This is a genomic window from Amycolatopsis sp. (genome assembly GCF_036008905.1).
GTDB lineage: Bacteria > Actinomycetota > Actinomycetes > Mycobacteriales > Pseudonocardiaceae > Amycolatopsis.
The window spans coordinates 85866-105094 of the sequence record NZ_DASYMU010000188.1 but is presented as its reverse complement, the minus strand read 5'-3'; the positions used below and the strand labels follow the sequence as shown (position 1 = coordinate 105094).

The 19229-nt window shown below is 67.8% G+C and carries 14 protein-coding genes and 1 pseudogene; 8 read left to right on the top strand and 7 right to left on the bottom strand.

The window, feature by feature from the left end:
• Nucleotides 1-24 precede the first annotated feature (24 nt).
• Genes VGP60_RS31385 through VGP60_RS31375 form a run of 3 tightly spaced genes read right to left on the bottom strand, consistent with a single transcriptional unit; the run spans nucleotide 25 to nucleotide 2247 of the window.
• Complete coding sequence (locus tag VGP60_RS31385) at nucleotides 25-1029, bottom strand: DNA topoisomerase IB (protein ID WP_327551767.1); 1005 nt, start codon at nucleotides 1027-1029, stop codon at nucleotides 25-27.
• A gap of 13 nt (nucleotides 1030-1042) precedes the next feature.
• A complete protein-coding gene (locus tag VGP60_RS31380; RefSeq protein WP_327551766.1) occupies nucleotides 1043-1822 on the bottom strand; it encodes a SigB/SigF/SigG family RNA polymerase sigma factor in 780 nt (259 codons plus the stop codon).
• Nucleotides 1819-2247 (bottom strand): ATP-binding protein, encoded by a 429-nt coding sequence (locus VGP60_RS31375; RefSeq protein ID WP_327551765.1) that lies wholly within the window; start codon nucleotides 2245-2247, stop codon nucleotides 1819-1821. Before VGP60_RS31375 ends, VGP60_RS31380 begins: the two co-directional genes overlap by 4 nt.
• A 219-nt stretch (nucleotides 2248-2466) precedes the next feature.
• On the opposite strand from VGP60_RS31375, the gene VGP60_RS31370 reads away from it, so the two are divergent.
• From VGP60_RS31370 to VGP60_RS31340, 7 genes are all read left to right on the top strand, one after another.
• On the top strand, nucleotides 2467-3468 hold the full coding sequence (locus tag VGP60_RS31370; RefSeq protein ID WP_327551764.1) for a chemotaxis protein CheB: 1002 nt from the start codon (nucleotides 2467-2469) through the stop codon (nucleotides 3466-3468).
• Nucleotides 3465-4259, top strand: a complete 795-nt coding sequence (locus VGP60_RS31365) for an STAS domain-containing protein (RefSeq protein WP_327551763.1) — start codon at nucleotides 3465-3467, stop codon at nucleotides 4257-4259. Before VGP60_RS31370 ends, VGP60_RS31365 begins: the two co-directional genes overlap by 4 nt.
• Entirely contained in the window at nucleotides 4256-6109 is a 1854-nt protein-coding gene (locus VGP60_RS31360; RefSeq protein WP_327551762.1) for a CheR family methyltransferase, read from the top strand. Before VGP60_RS31365 ends, VGP60_RS31360 begins: the two co-directional genes overlap by 4 nt.
• A 64-nt stretch (nucleotides 6110-6173) precedes the next feature.
• Nucleotides 6174-6881 carry a GAF and ANTAR domain-containing protein gene (locus VGP60_RS31355; protein WP_327551761.1) on the top strand — a complete coding sequence of 236 codons (708 nt, stop codon included), beginning with the start codon at nucleotides 6174-6176 and terminating at the stop codon, nucleotides 6879-6881.
• 270 nt (nucleotides 6882-7151) lie between these two features.
• Nucleotides 7152-8876: a cytochrome c oxidase subunit I gene (ctaD, locus tag VGP60_RS31350; RefSeq protein WP_327551760.1), complete on the top strand. Its 1725-nt coding sequence runs from the start codon at nucleotides 7152-7154 to the stop codon at nucleotides 8874-8876.
• A gap of 64 nt (nucleotides 8877-8940) precedes the next feature.
• Nucleotides 8941-9105, top strand: coding sequence for a hypothetical protein (locus VGP60_RS31345; protein ID WP_327551759.1), 165 nt, complete (start codon nucleotides 8941-8943; stop codon nucleotides 9103-9105).
• A gap of 36 nt (nucleotides 9106-9141) precedes the next feature.
• Entirely contained in the window at nucleotides 9142-9591 is a 450-nt protein-coding gene (locus VGP60_RS31340) for a DUF6292 family protein (protein WP_327551758.1), read from the top strand.
• 4 nt (nucleotides 9592-9595) lie between these two features.
• Here the strand turns inward: VGP60_RS31340 and VGP60_RS31335 are convergent, their stop codons facing one another.
• The 3 genes from VGP60_RS31335 to VGP60_RS31325 all read right to left on the bottom strand — a co-directional run bounded on the left by VGP60_RS31335 (nucleotide 9596) and on the right by VGP60_RS31325 (nucleotide 11432).
• Nucleotides 9596-9835: a hypothetical protein gene (locus tag VGP60_RS31335; RefSeq protein WP_327551757.1), complete on the bottom strand. Its 240-nt coding sequence runs from the start codon at nucleotides 9833-9835 to the stop codon at nucleotides 9596-9598.
• A gap of 74 nt (nucleotides 9836-9909) precedes the next feature.
• A complete protein-coding gene (locus VGP60_RS31330) occupies nucleotides 9910-11010 on the bottom strand; it encodes a glutamate--cysteine ligase (RefSeq protein ID WP_327551756.1) in 1101 nt (366 codons plus the stop codon).
• On the bottom strand, nucleotides 11007-11432 hold the full coding sequence (locus VGP60_RS31325; protein WP_327551755.1) for a hypothetical protein: 426 nt from the start codon (nucleotides 11430-11432) through the stop codon (nucleotides 11007-11009). Before VGP60_RS31325 ends, VGP60_RS31330 begins: the two co-directional genes overlap by 4 nt.
• A gap of 123 nt (nucleotides 11433-11555) precedes the next feature.
• Between VGP60_RS31325 and VGP60_RS31320 the strand changes: the two genes are divergently transcribed.
• Entirely contained in the window at nucleotides 11556-11963 is a 408-nt protein-coding gene (locus VGP60_RS31320; protein ID WP_327551754.1) for an SRPBCC family protein, read from the top strand.
• Nucleotides 11964-12161: 198 nt separating this feature from the next.
• Here VGP60_RS31320 and VGP60_RS31315 read toward each other — a convergent pair.
• A pseudogene (locus VGP60_RS31315) lies at nucleotides 12162-19229 on the bottom strand (SDR family NAD(P)-dependent oxidoreductase); the annotation flags it as partial.

The window sequence follows — 19229 nt, the reverse complement described above, 5'->3', positions numbered from 1 at the left end:
AGCACGGCTTGGGTGAGAACGGCCTCAAGCGCGGAGCAGCCGGACCACCGCGCGCTCGATCAGCGCCCGGGACTCGTGCTCGTCCTCCACCGCACGGGCCCGCCGCACCGCGTTACCGATCGTGCGTTCCTCACCGAAGGCCGTCACGACCCGAGGGTCCACATAGGAGCGTCGCGCGACCGCCGGGGTATTGCCCAGTCCTTCGGCCACTTCCCGCATGACGGCGGCTTCGACGCGTTTGCGCCCGCGTTCGCTCGACGGCCGGTCGGCATCGGCGAAGGCGACCGCGGCCAGTACGGTCGCGTTCCAGGTACGCAGGTCTTTCGCGGTGAATTCGGCACCGGTGAGTTCCTTGAACCGTTCGTTGATCTCCTCGGCGTGCACGGGATGCCATCCGTCGTTTTCACGATAGGTGAGCAACCGCTCCGCTTTCGGTGCCGCCCGCCGCAATGCTTTCACCGCCTTGACGAGTTCTTCGTCGCGGATACTGACGTCACGCTGGATGCCGCCTTTAGCGGGATAGCGGAACACGAGCTCGCAGCCGCGCACGGTCACGTGTTCACGCAGCAGGGTCGCCAGGCCGTGGGTGCCGTTCTCTTCCGCGTACTCCTCGCCGCCGGTGCGGAAGACACCGAGATCCAGGATGCGCAGCGCGACGGCGAGCACTCGCTCCCGGCCGGTGCCGCGGCCGTCGAGATCGGCCGCCACCGCTGCGCGCAGCTCCGGCAGGCGCCGGGCGAGCGCGAGCACCCTGTCGTGTTTTTCCTCGTCACGGGCTCGCCGCCACTCGGCGTGGTACAGGTACTGCCGCCGCCCGGCCGCGTCGACGCCGACAGCCTGGATGTGCCCGTTCGCGTCCGGGGAGATCCACACCTTCCGCCAGGCCGGCGGGATCACCAGGTCCTTGATCCGCTCGAGGAGCTCGGGGTCGGTGACCGGTTCGCCGGTGGGGCCGAGGTAGCCGAAACCGCGCCCGCGTCGCCGCCTGGTGAGACCGGGGGACTCCGGATCGGCTCGTTTCAGTCGCATGGAATGCTGCCGGTCATTCGCTCAGTTTCTCCCGCAGGTATTCCAGCGTGCGCGACAACAGCCGCGACACGTGCATTTGTGACACCCCGATCTGCTCGGCTATCTGGGTCTGCGTCTGGTTGCCGAAGAACCGCAGCATCAGGATCGTCCGCTCGCGTTCGGGTAACTGGTCCAGCAACGGTTTCAGGGTTTCGTGGTTCTCCACCTTTTCCAGGTCGGCGTCGTAGTCGCCGACGGTGTCGAGCAGGGAAAGGTCTTCGGACTTGTCGCTGATCGTGCTTTCCACCGAAATCGTGTGATAGGCGTTGCCCGCCACGAGCCCGTCGGAAAGTTCGTCGATGTCGATACCGAGTTCCGCCGCGAGTTCACTCGTGGTGGGCGCGCGCCCGAGCCGCTGCGCGAGCACGCCGGTCGCCTTGCTGATCGAGAGGTGGAGTTCCTTGAGCCGGCGGGGAACCCGGACCGCCCAGCCGGAATCCCGGAAATAGCGGCGGATCTCGCCCATGATCGTCGGCACCGCGAAGGAGATGAACTCCGTTTCGCGGTCGACGTCGAAGCGGTCGACGGCGTTGACGAGCCCGAGCCTGGCCACCTGGAGAAGGTCCTCGCGGGATTCGCCACGGCCGTTGAAGCGGCGGGCGATGTGCTCGGCGAGCGGCAGGCATCGCGTGACGAGTTCGTCGCGCGCCGCGGTGCGTTCGGGGTCGTCCGCGGCCAGCTTCGCCAGACGCTGGAACAGTGGCCGGACTTCGAGGTAACCGTCCACCGACACGGAAGTGGCTTGGTCGCTCACGCCCCGCCCGTCCTTTTCTTGGTGAACCAGATCGCGGTGGCGTAAACGCCGGGAGCGACCTGACGGTGTTCCACCGTGACGGTGTCGGTGAGCGTGGTGAGGACGTGCCAGCCGAAACTGTTCTTGTTGGGGAAGCCGGGGGCGGAGGTCGTGGTGGAAACGACTACTTCGAGCGCGTGGGGGAGCATGCGGAACCGGCAGTCCAGCCGGGCGCCCAGGATGGCCCGGCTGATCAGGCAGGCGCTGGCTTCGTCGACGGCCAGCTTGACGTCCGCCACCGAGTCGAGATCCAGGTTTTCCCTTGCCGCCACTGCCTCCGCCACGGTCCGCACCACGGCCAGCCGGTCGAGCTCGGTGGGTACCTGCAGCTCGACCGGACCGGCCGGAGTCGTCCGGGTCGTGCCGGCGGAATCGACTTGGATCATCAGAACTCCACTGGGTCGCGAATATCCGGCGGGGCGCCGTCGCTTTCAAGGGCCGGATACCCAGGAAAGAGGCCGCCCACACCCGCGTTCCGCCTTCCGGTTTCTTTTCTGATGGCGAATAAGGCACATCGGGGAACCCCAACGTTGTACCGTCGGAGACCGGGTCAACCGGAAGAGGTGGTCGCACTGCAGACGCCACCCAGTACACGAGACATAGTCGTGGTCGGCGCTTCGGCCGGCGGCGTGGAGGCGTTGCGGGCGTTGGTCGGTTCGCTGCCCGTGAATCTGCCCGCTTCGGTGCTCGTCGTGCTGCACATGCCCGCCGGGGGCACCAGCGCACTCGCCTCGATCCTCGCCCGCTCCGGAACCCTGCCCGCGGTGACCGCCCGCAACGACGCCGAACTCGAGCGCGGTGTCGTTTACGTGTCGCCCCCCGATCACCACCTCCTGGTGGACGACAACCGAGTGGTGCTGAGCGTCGGTACCCCCGAGAACGGGCACCGCCCGGCGGTCAACGCCCTGTTCCGTTCGGTCGCGGTCAGCGTGGGGCCGCGGGCCATCGGGGTACAGCTTTCCGGGAACCTCGACGACGGCGTCGCCGGCCTGCGCGCGATAGCGCGTCGCGGCGGCAAAACCGTCGTCCAGTCCCCGGCGGAGGCGCTCTACCCGGCCATGCCGGAGAACGCGCTGCAGGAAGTCGCCGTGGACCATGTGCTTCCGGTCGCGGACATCGGCGCCCTGCTGGGAAAGCTGACGGCCGAACAGGTGGACCCCGACGCGGGCGGCGAACTCGACGCGCTCTTGGAACTGGAGAACCGGATCGCCCACGGCCTGCCGGTCGCCCCGATCGCGGCTTCCGCCGAACTCGGCCCGCCGTCCGGGTACATGTGCCCCGACTGCCACGGCTCGCTGATGGAACTGGGACCGCACCGGTACCGCTGCCGCGTCGGGCACGCCTGGTCCGGTGACTCCCTCCTGCGGGTACGGGGCGCGGCGGTCGAACGCGCGTTGCGGGCGGCGTTGCGGAGCTTGGACGAAAAGATCATGCTGGCCCAGCGCATGTGCGAGAGAGCGACCGACCGGCGGAACCTCCAGATCGCCGAGCGCTACCGGCGCGCCGCCGAGGAAACCACCTATGCCGCCGAAACGCTGCGGGACCACCTCGGGAACCTGCACACCCAGGAGAGCGACGAACCCAGTGGGGCAGGTACGCCGACATGATCATGTCTTCCCGGCTCGCCATCGAGCTCGACGACCTCGATGGCTGCACGGTCGTCCGCCCGGTCGGGGTACTGGATGTGAGTACCTACCCGGTCATGCGGGACACCCTGCTCAAATGCGTGGTGGACGAGCCGGCCGCGGTGATCGTCGACCTCGGCCCGCTGGTCATCCCGTCGACGGTGGTGCTCAGCGTGTTCTCCGTGGTCGCCATGCGGACCGGTGACTGGCCGGGGGTGCCGATCATGCTGGTCGCCCGGCAGGAGTCGCAGCGGGAAACCGTGCGGCAGAGCGCGGTCCGCAAGTGGGTCCCGTGCTTCGAAGACCTCGACGCGGCGTTCGGCGCGGTCGGGGAGCCGCCGCCGCGCCGCCGGGTGCTGATCGAACTGGCGGGCCGGCGCTCCAGCTCGCGGGAGGCCCGGCGCCTTGTCCGGGAGATCGGCGGGAACTGGGGCCTGGCGAAGCTCGGCCACGTTCTCAGGGACGCGGAACTGGTCGCGACCGAACTCGTCGAGAACACCGTCCGGCACACCGTTTCCGATCTCACGCTGCGCCTTGAACTGCGCAACGGCTCGCTGACCGTCGCCGTCGCCGACGACGACCCGCGGGGAGCCGTGCCCCGGGAGCGCGCGGGCGAATGCCCGCAGGCGTCCGGACTGGTCATGGTGGCACAGGTGGCCAGAGCGTGGGGCTGCACGCCGTCGACGAACGGCGGCAAGATCGTCTGGGCGGTACTGGACACCGGGAAACCAGGGCTCGGCCGTCCCACCGCAAGGGGTACCGTACCGCAGTGACCAGGCCCGACGACACGATCAAGGACGACCCTTTCGAGGCGTTGCTCAGCTACCTCAAGGAGTCGAGGGGCTTCGATTTCACCGGCTACAAGCGCACCAGCCTCATGCGCCGGGTGCGCCGCCGGATGGGCCAGATCGGCATCGACGACTTCGGGGAGTACATCGATCTCCTGCAGGTGAATTCCGAGGAGTTCGCGGCGCTGTTCAACACCATCCTGATCAACGTCACCGCGTTCTTCCGTGACCCGGACGCCTGGGACTTCATCCGGAACGACGTCGTACCGATGCTGCTCGCGGAGCGCGGGCCGGAAGCGCCGATCCGGATTTGGAGCGCCGGCTGCGCGTCGGGCGAAGAGGCCTACAGCCTCGCGATCGTGCTCGCCGAAGCGCTCGGCCCCGAGCAGTTCCGCCAGCGCGTCAAGGTCTACGCCACCGACGTCGACGACGAAGCGCTCGGCGAAGCGCGCCACGCGTCCTACGACCCGGCCGATGCCGGGGGACTGCCACCGGAACTGCTGGAGAAGTACTTCGAGCACCAGAACGGCCGGTACCTGTTCCGCCAGGATCTGCGGCGCTCGGTGATCTTCGGCCGCAACGACCTCGTCCAGGACGCCCCGATCTCCCGGATCGACCTGCTCGTGTGCCGCAACACGCTGATGTACTTCAACGCCGAGACCCAGACCAAGATCCTCAACCGGTTCCACTTCGCGCTCGCGCCGCGCGGCCTGCTCTTCCTCGGCCGCGCCGAGATGCTGCTGAGCCACGCCCGGCTCTTCGACCCGTTCGACCTCAAACGCCGGGTGTTCCGCAAGACCACCGGGCTGGTGAGCGGTCTCGACCGCTTCAACGGCGACACCATCGTCACCGAACGGCACGGTGAAGTCGGGGGACTCGGCGAGTTGCAGGAGCTGGCCTTCGGGGCGAGCCCGGTCGCGCAGGTCGTGGTGACCTCCGACGACATCATCGCGCTCGTCAACCAGCAGGCCGTGCAGCTGTTCGGGTTGTCGCACCGCGACACCGGGCGGTTGCTCCGGGATCTGGAGCTCTCCTACCGGCCGGTCGAACTGCGGGCCTACGTGGAACAGGCCAAGCTCGAGCGGCACGCCGTGCGGGTCAAGGACGTCGAATGGCGACGGCCGGCCAACGATCCGGCGTGGTTCGAGATCCACCTGAATCCCTTGGTCAGCAAGGACAAGGCCCTCATCGGTGTGTCGATCGTCTTCCACGATGTCACCGCTTCACGCGCGCTGCTCGACGAGCTCGAACACGCCAATCGGCAGCTCGAAGCCGCTTACGAAGAGCTGCAGTCGACCAACGAGGAACTCGAGACCACCAACGAAGAACTCCAGTCGACGGTCGAGGAACTGGAGACCACCAACGAGGAACTCCAGTCCACCAACGAAGAACTCGAGACGATGAACGAGGAGCTGCAGTCGACCAACGACGAGCTCCAAGCCATCAACGACACCTTGCGTGAACGCAGTGTCGAGCTCGACGGGGTGAACGACTTCCTCGAGTCGATCCTGACCTCGATCCGGGCCGGCGTGATCGTGGTCGACCAGGAGATGCGGGTGACCGTCTGGAACCGTGGCGCCGAAGACCTGTGGGGCCTGCGCCGCGAAGAGGTCGACGGCGTGCACCTGCTGAGCCTCGACGTCGGTTTCCCGCTGGCAGACCTTCGCCAGATGCTCGGCAGCGCGCTCGCCGACCCGTCGTTCACCACCGACGTCCAGGTGAGCGCGGTGAACCGCCGGGGCCGCGAGATCGACGTCCGGCTGGTGTGCAGCGCGTTGCGGACCACGGCCGGGGTGTCGCAGGGGGCGTTGCTGCTGATGGAGCACCGCGGATAGAGGACTGGTCTTCCGGTGCCCGATGGGCCAGGGTGGAACTCCCGGTAGAGGAGGAGAGTTCGTCGTGGATACAACAGCCGGGCCCTCACTGCCCCCGGACATCGCGGAAACGCTGGGACAGGTCGCTCGCACGCTCGAATCCGAGCAGACCGTCGAAGGTACCCTGAAGGCCGTCGTGGCGGCCGCCATGGAGAACATCCCCGGCGCCGACCACGCCGGGATCTCCTTGCTCGAAAAGGGCACGATCCGCACGATGGCGCCGTCCGGCGAGATCGTGAACCGCATCGACAAACTGCAGTACCAGCTCGGTGAAGGCCCGTGCGTCAACTCCATCACCGACCACCGCACCTACCGGACGGGTGACCTCGCGGCCGAATCCCGGTGGCCTCGCTTCGGCGAGGAGACGGCCACGATGGGCGTCCTGTCGATGCTGTCGTTCCGGCTGTTCACCGCCGAGGACACTCTCGGCGCGTTGAACCTCTATTCCGCCGAGCGCGACGCGTTCGACGTGAACGCGCAGCAGATCGGGGAGTTGTTCGCGGTCCACGCCGCGATCGCGCTGGCGGGATCGCAGCAGGAGTCGCACCTGCTCGCCGCACTCGACAGCCGGGACCTGATCGGGATGGCCAAGGGCATCCTGATGGAACGGCACCGCGTCAACGAAGACCGCGCGTTCGCGATCATGGTCGACGCCTCGCAGAAGTCCCAGCTGAAGCTGCACGAAGTGGCCCGCTGGCTCGTCGACGAGGCCGCGGCCGCGGCGAAGAAATAAGCGGCCCCGGGGTCTCGTGGTCAGAAACCCCGGAGCCTTGGCCGCCGTAACCCCAGGGCATTACGCCGGCCCGCCGGTGGGGTACCCGAACCGTCGTAACTCAATCAGCCGTTCGGGGTAACTCAGAGGAGTCGCCCTTTCGGTCGTCCGGTGCTGGTCAGCGCCTTTTCACCACGAGAGGAGTATTCTGCTGCGCGGTGGGTACCCGGTTTTGCGGAAGAACCGGAGGTGACAGCCGTGGTGGACTCTCCTGTCAGGCGACCTGTACCCGTGCCACCGGCACACCCGCCTGCCATCATCGCGCCGAAGGGTTCGGTGCTGCTCAAGCTGTTCCGTACCACCGATCACAAGCAGATCGGCCTGCTCTACCTGACGACGTCGATGGCGTTCTTCCTGACCGGCGGCGTCATGGCGCTGCTGATGCGCGGGGAGCTCGCCCGCCCGGGCCTGCAGTTCCTCTCACCGGAGCAGTACAACCAGCTCTTCACCATGCACGGCACGGTCATGCTGCTGCTCTACGCGACACCGAACGTCTTCGGTTTCGCGAACTTCATCCTGCCGCTGCAGATCGGGTCGCCGGACGTCGCCTTCCCGCGGTTGAACGCGTTCGCCTACTGGCTCTACCTGTTCGGCGGGACCATGGTGCTTTCGTCGTTCTTCACCCCCGGCGGCGCGCCGGACTTCGGCTGGACGGCGTACACGCCGCTGTCCGACGCGATCCACGCGCCGGGGATCGGCGCGGACCTGTGGATCATGGGCCTCATCGTCTCCGGGCTGGGCACGATCCTCGGCGGGGTCAACATGGTGACGACCATCCTCTGCCTGCGTGCGCCGGGGATGACGATGTGGCGGATGCCGATCTTCACCTGGAACATCCTGTTCACCAGCATCCTGGTGCTGGCCGCGTTCCCGATCCTCACCGCCGCGTTGTTCGCGCTGGCCGCGGACCGGCATCTGGGGGCCCACGTCTTCGACCCGGCCAACGGCGGCGCGATCCTCTGGCAGCACCTGTTCTGGTTCTTCGGCCATCCCGAGGTCTACATCGTCGCGCTGCCGTACTTCGGCATCGTCACCGAGATCGTGCCGGTGTTCAGCCGGAAACCGCTGTTCGGCTACAAGACGATGGTCTTCGCCACGATCGCGATCACGGCGTTGTCGTTCGCGGTGTGGGCCCACCACATGTTCGCCACCGGAGCGGTGCTGCTGCCGTTCTTCTCGTTCATGACCTTCCTGATCGCCATCCCGACCGGGGTCAAGTTCTTCAACTGGATCGGCACGATGTGGAAGGGGCAGCTGAGTTTCGAATCGCCGATGCTGTGGTCACTCGGGTTCATGGTGACGTTTTTGCTGGGCGGTCTCACCGGAGTCATCCTCGCGGCTCCCGCCATTAACTTCCACGTAACCGACACCTATTTCGTGGTCGCGCATTTCCACTATGTGCTGTTCGGGACGATCGTCTTCGCCACCTTCGCCGGGATCTACTTCTGGTTCCCCAAGATGACCGGTCGCATGCTGGACGAACCGCTGGCGAAGCTGCATTTCTGGACCACGTTCATCGGCTTCCACACGACCTTCCTCGTGCAGCATTGGCTGGGGGACCAAGGCATGCCAAGGCGTTACGCCGACTACTTGGCCACCGACGGCTTCACTGTGCTCAACATGATTTCCACCGTCGGCGCGTTCCTGCTCGGGCTGTCGGTGCTGCCGTTCCTGTGGAACGTCGTGCGCAGCTACCGTTACGGCGATCCCGTGGAGGTCGACGATCCTTGGGGCTTCGGCAACTCGCTGGAGTGGGCGACGACGTCCCCGCCACCGCGGCACAATTTCCTTGAACTGCCAAAGATTCGCTCCGAACGACCGGCATTCGAGCTGCATTACCCCCATATGGTCGAACGGATGCGGGCCGAGACCCACACGACTCCGTTCCATCGCGGGCGAAGAACAACTACGCCATCGGAAAAACTCGCCGACGCCGTCAAATCGGACATAGAATGATGTTGGCTGCGCAACACCAGAACACGCCCCGGCCGAATTGGACAGGGCGGAAAAGGACAGGGTTATGACTGCGGGAGCGAGGCGGTACGGCCGGTGGTGCCGGGAGCACCACGGCACCACGGTGCCGAGCGAGCCGCCGGGATCCGATACCACGGATTCCGTGCCTGGCAAGGAAGAAGCCCAGGGCCCCGCTGAAGACGCCACGGCCGAAAACACGGTGGCGGAGTAACCGACGCGAAACTCGACGATGAGGATGGCGGCTCCGGTGGACAAGCAATGGCCTGAATCCGCGGCGCGCGGACTGCGCCGCTATGTGCAATTGGTGGCGGAAGTGGTGGGCTCGGGACCCAGTGCCTGGTGCTGCGAGGTCGATGCCCGGCCCACCGCGTACATCGCGATCGAGGGCAGGCTTCCCCGGTATCCCGGCCGGGACGTGGCCCTGCTTTGGGACGCGCGCAACGGGTGGGCGGCCGGGATCGAAACCGCGTCCACCGAGGATCTGATCATCGTCGCCTACCTCGGCAACGACGTCCTGCCCGCACCGCGGCTGATCGCCCGGCATGTCGACGAACTGCTCGCCGGCGCGCTGGTGGAGGTGCCGGAACCGCCGTACTTCCGCATCCGCGGCGCCGACGACGGTCTCGGTGAACGCCTGGCCGACTACGCGGCCAGACCGCAGCCGTGGAAGATGCCACGGCCCGTCGGTTCGGCGTAGCTCCCTATCCGTGCGGGACGGGTTTGGCGTCGAGGGCGTGGTGGATTTCCGCGCGTTCGGCGAGGGAGAGGGGGAGCGCGACGGAGTGGGTCTGGCCGTTGGCGTCGGGCGCAGTCGTCACGGACAGCACGGTATTGCCGTCGCTGTCCTGCAAGGAGACGCGACCGCCGCAGGCCAGTTCAATGGTGGTCGCGTGCGGTGGTTCGTCGAGGCCGAGCCAGCGGAGTGCCGTGGCGAACATCATCGGAATCCCCTTTCCCGGTTAGGTCCGGAATGTGCGTTCCGGACCTAACCGGGGATGCCCGCAAACCGCGGTGATCAAACGCGGTCGGCTTGAACCGCGCTCAACGCGAGATACTCCAGTACGTCTTCGAGGTTGTGGCGGCGGGCGAACGCGGCGCGCTGACGTTCGGCGCCGCCGCCCTTCTCGAGCAGTTTCGCGACGCCCTCGGTGGCGTATTCCAGATCGCCCGAGCCCGCTCGCAGGGCAGGCCCGATGTGGTCGAGCAGATCCACCAGCTGCGCCGAAAACGGCGTCAGCTGCTCGGTCACCGGGTGCAGGCTCTGGCCGGCCAGGCCGTCACGCGCGGCCCGCCAAAGGTTGGCGCGCAACAGCTCCCCGGTTTGCCGTGGGGCGCGACGGCCGTCGGCGATGGCTTCGAGCGCGGTGGTCACGAGACCGCGGATGACCACGGCCAGCAGAGTCGCCTCTTCCGCCGTCGCCGCGACGTCACTCACCCTGGTCTCCAGCGTGGGCTGGTTGTCCGACAACCGGATGTGCCAATAGATCATCCCGCGGTCGAGGATCGCCCCGGAACGGAGCATGCCGTCGACGATGGACTCGTACTCGTCCAGCGAGCTGAAGTACGGTGGCGGCCCGGCGGAGGGCCACCGCGTCCACAGCTGATGGCGCCAGCTGGCGTAGCTCGTGTCGATGCCGTCGTTGTACGGCGAATTGGCCGTCAGTGCGAGCAGCATCGGCAGCCACGGGCGCAGATGGTTGATCACCTGGACGCCGGTCTCCCGATCGTCCATCGCCACGTGCACGTGGCAGCCGCAGGTCGCCACGCTCGTCGCGGTGGCGCCGAAGTGGTCCGCCATCTTGTGGTAGCGCGGATTCGGGGTCAGCTCAGGCGGGTTTTCCTCGCGTAGTAAAGGGGAACCACTCGGTACGAGCCGCAATCGCCGGCGCGCGGCCACCGTCGCGAGTTCGCCGCGCAGGTCGCGTAGCTGGCCGAACACCTCGTCCGCGGTGTGGCAGATGCCGGTCGCCGATTCGACCTGGCAGCGCGTGAGTTCCTGCTGGAGTTCGCCTTCGTCCTTGTGTGCCGCTTCGACCACGGGCGGGCCTTGGCGGGACAGATGGCCGGTTTCGTCTACGAGGAGGAATTCTTCTTCCACCCCTACGGTCAGGCTCATCGGACGGTACGCCGGTACCAGACGCGGCGCGGTCCGGGCAGCCCGATGCGGGCGATCACGTCGGTCAGCACCGCGCCGATGACCAGCCACAGCACGGCGGCGAGACCGTCGTTGAGGAAGGTGCGCAGTTTGACGCCCTCGGGGGTGAACAAGTTGCGCAGGCCAAGGGAAACACTCGAAGACCAGGTGTCGATGAATCCCGCGAAGCCGTTGGAAGCGTTGGCCTCACCGAAAACCAGCACGATGTGGATGGCCAGCACGATCGCGAACAGGCCACACGCGGTGTGGATGAGCGCGCACACGGCGTGGATGACCCGGAGGCGCGCGGCGGGCCGCTCGACGATCTCTTCCACCGGGGAATCGGGTTGGTAGCCGTGCGGGGGCCGAACCGGATACCGGGGATCGTTTTCCGGATAAGTCATACCGGGAGTTTCCCACGGTGGAGGGAAAACGGCAGCGCTTGGCCGATCACGTGGTAAAAGGATCAACACGCGTTACTCCGAATGGCGGGTTTGCGCCGTTCGTCAGCTGGGTACGAGAATCCTATGCCCACCTACCGTCATTCGGCGCGCGCCGACATTCCCGCAGACGACCTGTTCGCGTTTCTGAGTGAGGCGCGGAATCTTCCCCGCTATTTCCCCCGGTTGGCCGTCGCCGAGCCCGGTGGTGGTGACGAAGTGCGCGTCGAAGCCGAACTGGAGGCCAGACGCGGGCCCGGGAGGGCCTGGCTCCACACCGACGCCCAGCTCCGAACCCTTTCCTGGGGCACGGAAAACGAGGACGACTACCACGGTGAGCTCCACATCGGCGCGTCGGACGCCGAGAGCTGCGAGATCACCGTGATCCTCCACACGGAACGGACCGACGGCGACGAAGTGCGGCGTGGCCTCGCGGAAACAGTCGCCGCGATCGCGCGGACGGCGTCGGAGGACAGGCAGTCCGGACGGGTTTGAGTGGACGAATGAGAACCCTTTCCGCGGTTCACGGAAATGGTGGAGGAAATTCGCCAACCAGATGTCACACACACTTTGTCGGAGGTCGTGAGTGGCTACGAGTGTTAGAACACTCGTAGCCACTCAAGACCCACCCACCCAGCAGAAACGCCCCAACGGACCCCGGGAACGCCGTGACGCCATTCGACCCCACCCACCTCAGTGGGCGGGGACGAGGGAGGTGAGCCACTCCTCCATGACGGAGGCGGTGGTCGCCGAGTCCTCCATGGCGAGCGAGAAGTGGTCGGCTTCGATGGTGCGGACGGTGTCGGCGGGCACTTCGGAGCCGGTGGCATCGCCGACGAGCGGGACGCTGCAGCGGATGAGCAGGGTCGGCGCGGTGGTCGGCGGGAGCTCCAGGTCGGCCATCATGCTGAACCAGTGGCTCATCGCGGACAGCCGCGCGCTGTTCAGCGTCACCGACGTCGTTTCCAGCCCGGACAGGTAATTCCGCGTGATCTCGCCGAAGTCGACGCTCTCGCCGGCGCGGTGGCGCAGGCTCAGGGTATCGAGCATGACTACCGCTTCGGGCTTGATGCCCCAGGTGTTCTCCAGCACCCCGGCGACCGAGTACGCGAGCGCGCCGGCCGACGAGTGCCCGACGAGCACGAAAGGCTTGCCCTCACTGGCGTTCAGCGCGCTTTCCGCGATCACCCTGGACGCCGCCGCGGCGGTGGCGGGCAGGGCTTCCCCGGTCGCGAACCCGATCAGCGGCAACGCCGAAAGGGTGCGCTTGCCGCGGAACTGCGCCGCGATGCGCGCGTACTGGTGGACACCGCCGGTCACCACCGGCGAGCTGATGCAGATCAGCCGCGGCTCTTCCGGCCCGTCGGAAAGGGTGACCGGGATCGGCAGTTCGTCCAGCTCGGCCGGGGTTTCGAAGGTCAGGCGCAGCGCGGCGACGGCCTTGAGGAGCAGCATCGCCTCCTGGACCTTCCCCGAGTCGAGCGCACCGAAGAACAGTTTCTCCAGCGTGTCGCTCGAGTCCCGCACCACGGCTTTCCCGTTCCTGACGGGAGCGTCTTCGAGGGTGCCCGCGATCTCGCCGCACAGCCATTTCGCCAGCTGCGCGGGCGTTTTACTGTCGAAGACGATCGTCGACGGCAGCCGCAGCCCGACGGTCTCGGCGAGTTTGTTGCGCAGCTCCACCGCGATGAGCGAGTCGAAGCCCGATTCGAGGAAGGCCCGGTCCGGGTCGAGCGCGCCGGAATCGCGATGCCCGAGCAGCGTGGCGGCGTAGTCCACCACCAGTGTCCGGACAACTTCCTCCTGTTCCTCTGCAGCGAGTCCGCGAAGCCGGTCTTGCAGCGTCGCGGTGGAGACGGCGGAAGTAGCGGCAGTCCGTCGGCTCACCTGGACCAGGCCGCGGAGCAGCGCCGGAACCTCGCCCCGGTTGCTGAGCCCGGCGGCGTCGACCTTCAGCGGCACGATCAGCGCTTCGTCCGAAGCGATGGCGGCGTCGAACATCGCCATGCCCTGCCGGGTGCCGATGGTCGGCAGCCCGGCCGACGAGATCCGCTTGACGTCGTTGCCGGACAACGCGCTGGTCATCTCGCTCGCCTGCTCCCACAGCCCCCACGCCAGCGAAGTCGCCGGAAGGCCGTGCGCCCGCCGGTGCTGCGCGAGCGCGTCGAGGAAGACGTTCGCCGCAGCGTAGTTGGCCTGTCCCGGGCTGCCGGTCACGCCGGACACCGAGGAGAACAGGACGAACGCGGCGAGCGGGATCCCCGCGGTGAGTTCGTGCAGGTACCAAGCCGCGTCGACCTTCGGCCGCAACACAGTGTCGAGCCGGTCCGGGGTCAGCGACGCCACGACACCGTCGTCGAGCACGCCGGCGGTGTGCACCACGGCGGTCAGCGGGTGGTCCGCCGGGACCGACGCGATCAGCTCGGCGGTGGCGTCGCGATCGGCGGTGTCGCAGGCGGTGATGGTGACGTCGGCGCCGTGCGCGATCAGTTCCGCTTGCAGCTCAAGGGCTCCCGGCGCGTCCGGGCCACGACGGCTGGCCAGCAGCAGATGCTTGACCCCGCGCTCGGCGACGAGATGCCGCGCGAGCTGCCCGGCCAAAACCCCGGTACCGCCGGTGATCAGGACGGTCCCGTCAGGATTCCAGGCGGGCGGGACGGTGAGCACGATCTTGCCGACGTGCTTCGCGAGACTCATGTACCGGAACGCGTCCCGCGCGCGCCGGACGTCCCAGCTGGTCACCGGCAACGGTTCGAGCGCACCGGAAGCGAACAACGACAGTAGTTCAGCGAGCATCTCCTGGATGCGTTCCGCGGTGACCGTGCCGAGGTCGAACGCGTGGTAGTCGACGTCGGTGAGACCTTCGCGGATGTCGGTCTTGCCCATCTCGAGGAACCGGCCCTTGGGCGCGAGCACCCGCAGCGACGCGTCGACGAACTCCCCGGCGAGGGCGTTGAGCACGACATCGACACCGCGTCCGCCAGTGGTCTCCAGGAAACGCTGTTCGAACTCGGTCGTCCGCGAAGACGCGATGTGGTCGTCCGCGACACCGAGGGCGCGCAACTCGTCCCACTTGCCTTCGCTCGCCGTGGCGAACACCTCGGCGCCCAGGTGTTTCGCGAGCTGGATCGCGGCCATGCCGACCCCGCCCGCACCCGCGTGGATGAGCACGGTCTCACCGGCGCGCAGCTCAGCCAAGTCCACAAAGGCGTGATACGCCGTCAGGAACACGAGCGCGACCGACGCGGCCTGCTCGTCCGACCAGCCGTCGGGCACCAGGCCGACATAACGCTCGTCGACAGCCGCGACCGGCCCGAACCCACCGTCGATCATGCCCAGGACCCGGTCGCCGGGCTTCAGCGAAGTCACCTCGGGGCCGATTTCGGTCACCACACCGGTGGCTTCGGCACCCATCAGCCCATCACGGCCCGGGTACATGCCCAGCGCCTTGAGGACGTCCCGGAAGTTGACCCCCGCGGCGCCGATCCGCAAGCGGACTTGGCGGCCGACCAACGGTTCCTGCACCTCAGGGCACGCCAGCAGCGTCAGGTTGTCGAGGCTTCCGCGGTGGCTGCTGTCGAGACGCCACGGACCGTCACCGGCAGGCGGCAGCAGGCCGTCGCCGGGCACGAGCCGGGCGAGCCGTCCCGCGTGGACAGCGCCGCCCCGCAGCACAACCTGCGACTCCCCTTCGGCGAACAGGCTCACGAGCGCCGGGACGACGTCGATCGCCGCTTCGGACTCGTCGAGATCCGCCAGGAGGAACCGGCCTGGGTTCTCGGTCTGCGCCGAGCGCACCAGGCCCCAGACAGCGGCCGCGGCGATGTCGGTGACGTCTTGGCCGCCCTCCGCCATCGCGCCGCGGGTCACCACGATCATGCGGGACTCGGCGAACCGGTCCTCGGCCAGGAACTCCTGGATCCTGACAAGAGCCTTCGCGGTCAGGGTGTGCACCGAAGCCGGGCCACCGGTCGCGAGATCTCCCTTGACCGACAACAGGAAGACGTCCGGCGCGCCGCTGGTCACCTCGGCCGGAGAGTCCACAAAGGACACAACGGTGTCGCCGGCGAGGCTCGCCGCGGAGGCGAACCCGAACTCGTCACCGCCGACGATCGTCCAGCGCGTACCCGAAGCCACCGCGGGCGAAACAGGAGTCCATTCCATCCGGAACAGCGACTGCTGCTCACCCCGGGCTCCGGCGGCGAGACCGGCGGAAGCCGATCGCAGCACCAGGGAATCCGCCGACAGCACCGGCGCTCCGGCGACGTCGACCGCGGCCAGCGAAATCGCGTCGGTGCCGACACCGGTCAGCCGGACGCGCAGCGTCGAAGCGCCACCGGCGTGCAGCGAAACCCCGCTCCACACGAACGGCAGCAGGCTCTTGCCCGAGGCTTCGGGATCGACGAACGACACCGCGTGCAGGGCCGCGTCGAGCAGGGCCGGGTGCATCCCGAACAGGTCGGCGTCCTCGGTTTGGGATGGCAGGGCAACCTCGGCATAGACGGCGTTCTCGTGCTGCCAAGCCGCGCGCAGGCCCTGGAACACCGGGCCGAAGGTGCGGCCGTCGTAGAACCCGTCGAGGTCGATGGCCTCCGCGCCCCGAGGCGGCCAGACACCCACGTCGAACGTGGCCACGCGCTCGCCCGACGACAGCACACCGGTGGCATGCTCGATCCATTCCTGCGAAGCGGGAGCGTCGGCGGGGCGGGAGAAGATCTGCAGATCACGGCTGTCCGTGTCGTCGGGCGCGCCGACCCGGACCTGGATCGCCACCGCTTCTTCGTCTTGGAGCATCAGCGGGACGGACAGCGTCAGCTCGTCGACGCGGTCGCAGCCGACCTGGTCCCCGGCGCGGATCGCCAACTCGAGGAAACCGGTGCCCGGGAACAGCACCACCCCACCGACCGAATGGTCGGCCAGCCACGGATGGGTCGCCACGGAGAACCGCCCGGTCAGGAGCAGCCCGTCCGATCCGGCGAGGCTGACCGCGGCACCGAGCAGCGGGTGCTCGGCGGAAACCAGCCCGAGGCCGGACGCGTCGGAGCGCGGCGGCACCGACCGCGGCCAGTACCGCTCGTGCTGGAAGGCGTAGGTCGGCAGATCGATCAAGCGCGCACTCGTTCCGGCGAACACCGACGCCCAGTCGGCGCCGACGCCACGCACGAACACCTCCGCCATCGACGTCAGGAAGCGCCGCAGGTCACCGGCGTCCCGGCGCAGGGTGCCCGAAACCACCGCCACGCCACCGGTTTCGTCGATCGTCTCGTGGATGCTCCCGGTCAGCACCGGGTGCGAGCTCACCTCGATGAACGCGCGATGACCCTGGTTCAGCAGCTCGCGGACAGCGGGCTCGAACCCGACGGTCTGGCGCAGGTTGCGGTACCAGTACCCGGCGTCCATGCCGGTGGTGTCGAGCCAGTCGCCGGTGACCGTGGAGAAGAACGGGATTTCCGAGGCCTGGGGGCGGACCGCGGCCAGCTCGGACGCGAGCTCTTCTTCGAGCAGCTCGACCTGCGCGGAGTGCGAGGCGTAGTCCACCGCGATCCGGCGGACACGCACCTCCTCGGCCGTCAGCTCGTCGAACAACGCGTCGAGCGCGGCGGGTTCACCGGACACGACCACGGACTTCGGCCCGTTGACCGCGGCGATGGAGATCGCCCGCTCACCGAGCCGCGCCTCGACGTCGGCCAGCGGCAGCGCGATCGACATCATGGCGCCGAGACCGGCGAGCTTGCGGCTGATCGCCTTGCTGCGCAAAGCAACTACTCGCGCACCGTCCTCAAGGGACAGTGCACCCGAGACGACAGCCGCGGCGATCTCACCCTGCGAGTGACCCACCACGGCGTCGGGAACGACACCGCGCGAACGCCACAACGCGGCCAGCGACACCATGATCGCCCAGGACGCGGGCTGCACGACGTCGACGCGTTCCAACGACGGCGCGCCTTCGGCTTCGTGCAGGACGTCGAGCAGCGACCAGTCCACGAACGGCGACAACGCGGCCACGCACTCGGCGAGGCGCTCGGCGAACTCGGGGGATTCCGCGGCGAGGCGGGCTCCCATGCCAGCCCACTGCGAACCCTGGCCGGGGAACACGAAGACCGTCCGGCCTTCGACGTCCGCGATGCCGGTGGCGGCTCCACCGGTGGCAAGCTCGGACAGCTCGGCCCGCAGTTCGTCGCGGGTCTCCCCCAGCACCACCGCACGCCGGTCGAAGGCCGATCGTGCCGAAGCAAGCGAAAGCCCGATGTCAGCGAGAGCCACACCCGGGTTCGCGTCTACATAGGACAGAATCCTGGCGGCCTGGTCACGCAGCGCCTGCTGTCCCTTACCGGAAACAACCCACGGGGTCACTCCGGTGTGCATCGGTGCCTCTTCAAGAGCCTTGGGCTCGGGTGCTTGCTCCAGGATGACATGGGCGTTCGTACCACTGATCCCGAACGACGAAACCCCGGCACGACGCGGACGTCCGACCTCCGGCCAGTCCGTCTGCTTGGTCAGCAAGGAAACAGCACCGGCCGACCAGTCCACGTGCGTCGAAGGCTCGGCGACGTGCAGCGTCTCCGGCAGCACGCCGTGGCGAATGGCCATCACCATCTTGATGACCCCGGCGACCCCGGCGGCGGCCTGCGTGTGCCCGATGTTCGACTTGATCCCACCCAGCCACAACGGAATCTCACGGTCCTGGCCGTAAGTCGCCAAGATCGCCTGAGCCTCGATCGGGTCACCGAGAACCGTGCCCGTGCCGTGCGCCTCGACGGCGTCGACGTCCGATGTGGACAGACCGGCGCCGGCCAACGCCTGCCGGATCACGCGTTGCTGAGCCGGTCCGTTCGGCGCGGTCAGCCCGTTCGACGCGCCGTCCTGGTTCACCGCGGAACCGCGCAGCACGGCCAAAACCCGGTGCCCGTTGCGCTCGGCGTCGGACAGCTTCTCCACCAGCAGCATGCCGATGCCCTCGGACCAACCGGTGCCGTCGGCGTCGTCGGAGAACGCCTTGCAGCGGCCGTCCGGGGCGAGCCCACCTTGGCGGGTGAACCCGGCGAAGCCCAGCGCGGTCGACATCAGCGTCACGCCACCGGCCAGCGCCATCGTGCACTCACCGGCACGCAGCGCTTGCGCGGCGAGGTGCAGGCCGACCAGCGACGACGAGCACGCCGTGTCGATCGTGACGGCCGGGCCTTCGAAACCGAACGTGTAGGAGATGCGGCCGGACACGACACTCGCCGCGAGACCGGTGCCCGCGTGGCCTTCGACGTCTTCGCCGGAGGCGAGCACGAGGTTCGCGTAGTCCTGACCATTGGTGCCGACGAAAACGCCGGTCCGGCTGCCGCGCACGGTGGCCGGGTCGATCCCGGCGCGCTCCACAGCTTCCCAGGACGTCTCCAGCAGCAGGCGTTGCTGCGGGTCCATCGCCAATGCTTCCCGCGGCGAGATCCCGAAGAACCCGGCGTCGAACTCGGTGATGTCGTCGAGGAATCCGCCCTCGGTGGTCGCGCTGTGGCCTTGGCCGTCGCCCGCGAGGACGTCGAGATCCCAGCCTCGGTCGGTCGGGAAGGCCGCGATACCGTCCGAAGAGGACGCGACGAGATCCCAGAGCCCTTCCGGCGAGCTGACGCCACCGGGGAACCGGCAGGCCATGCCGACGATCGCGATGGCCTCCTGCTTACCGGATTCGACCTCCTCCAGGCGCTGACGGGTCTGGTGCAAGTCAGCCGTGACCCACTTCAGGTATTCGACGAGTTTCTTGTCGTCCGGCAT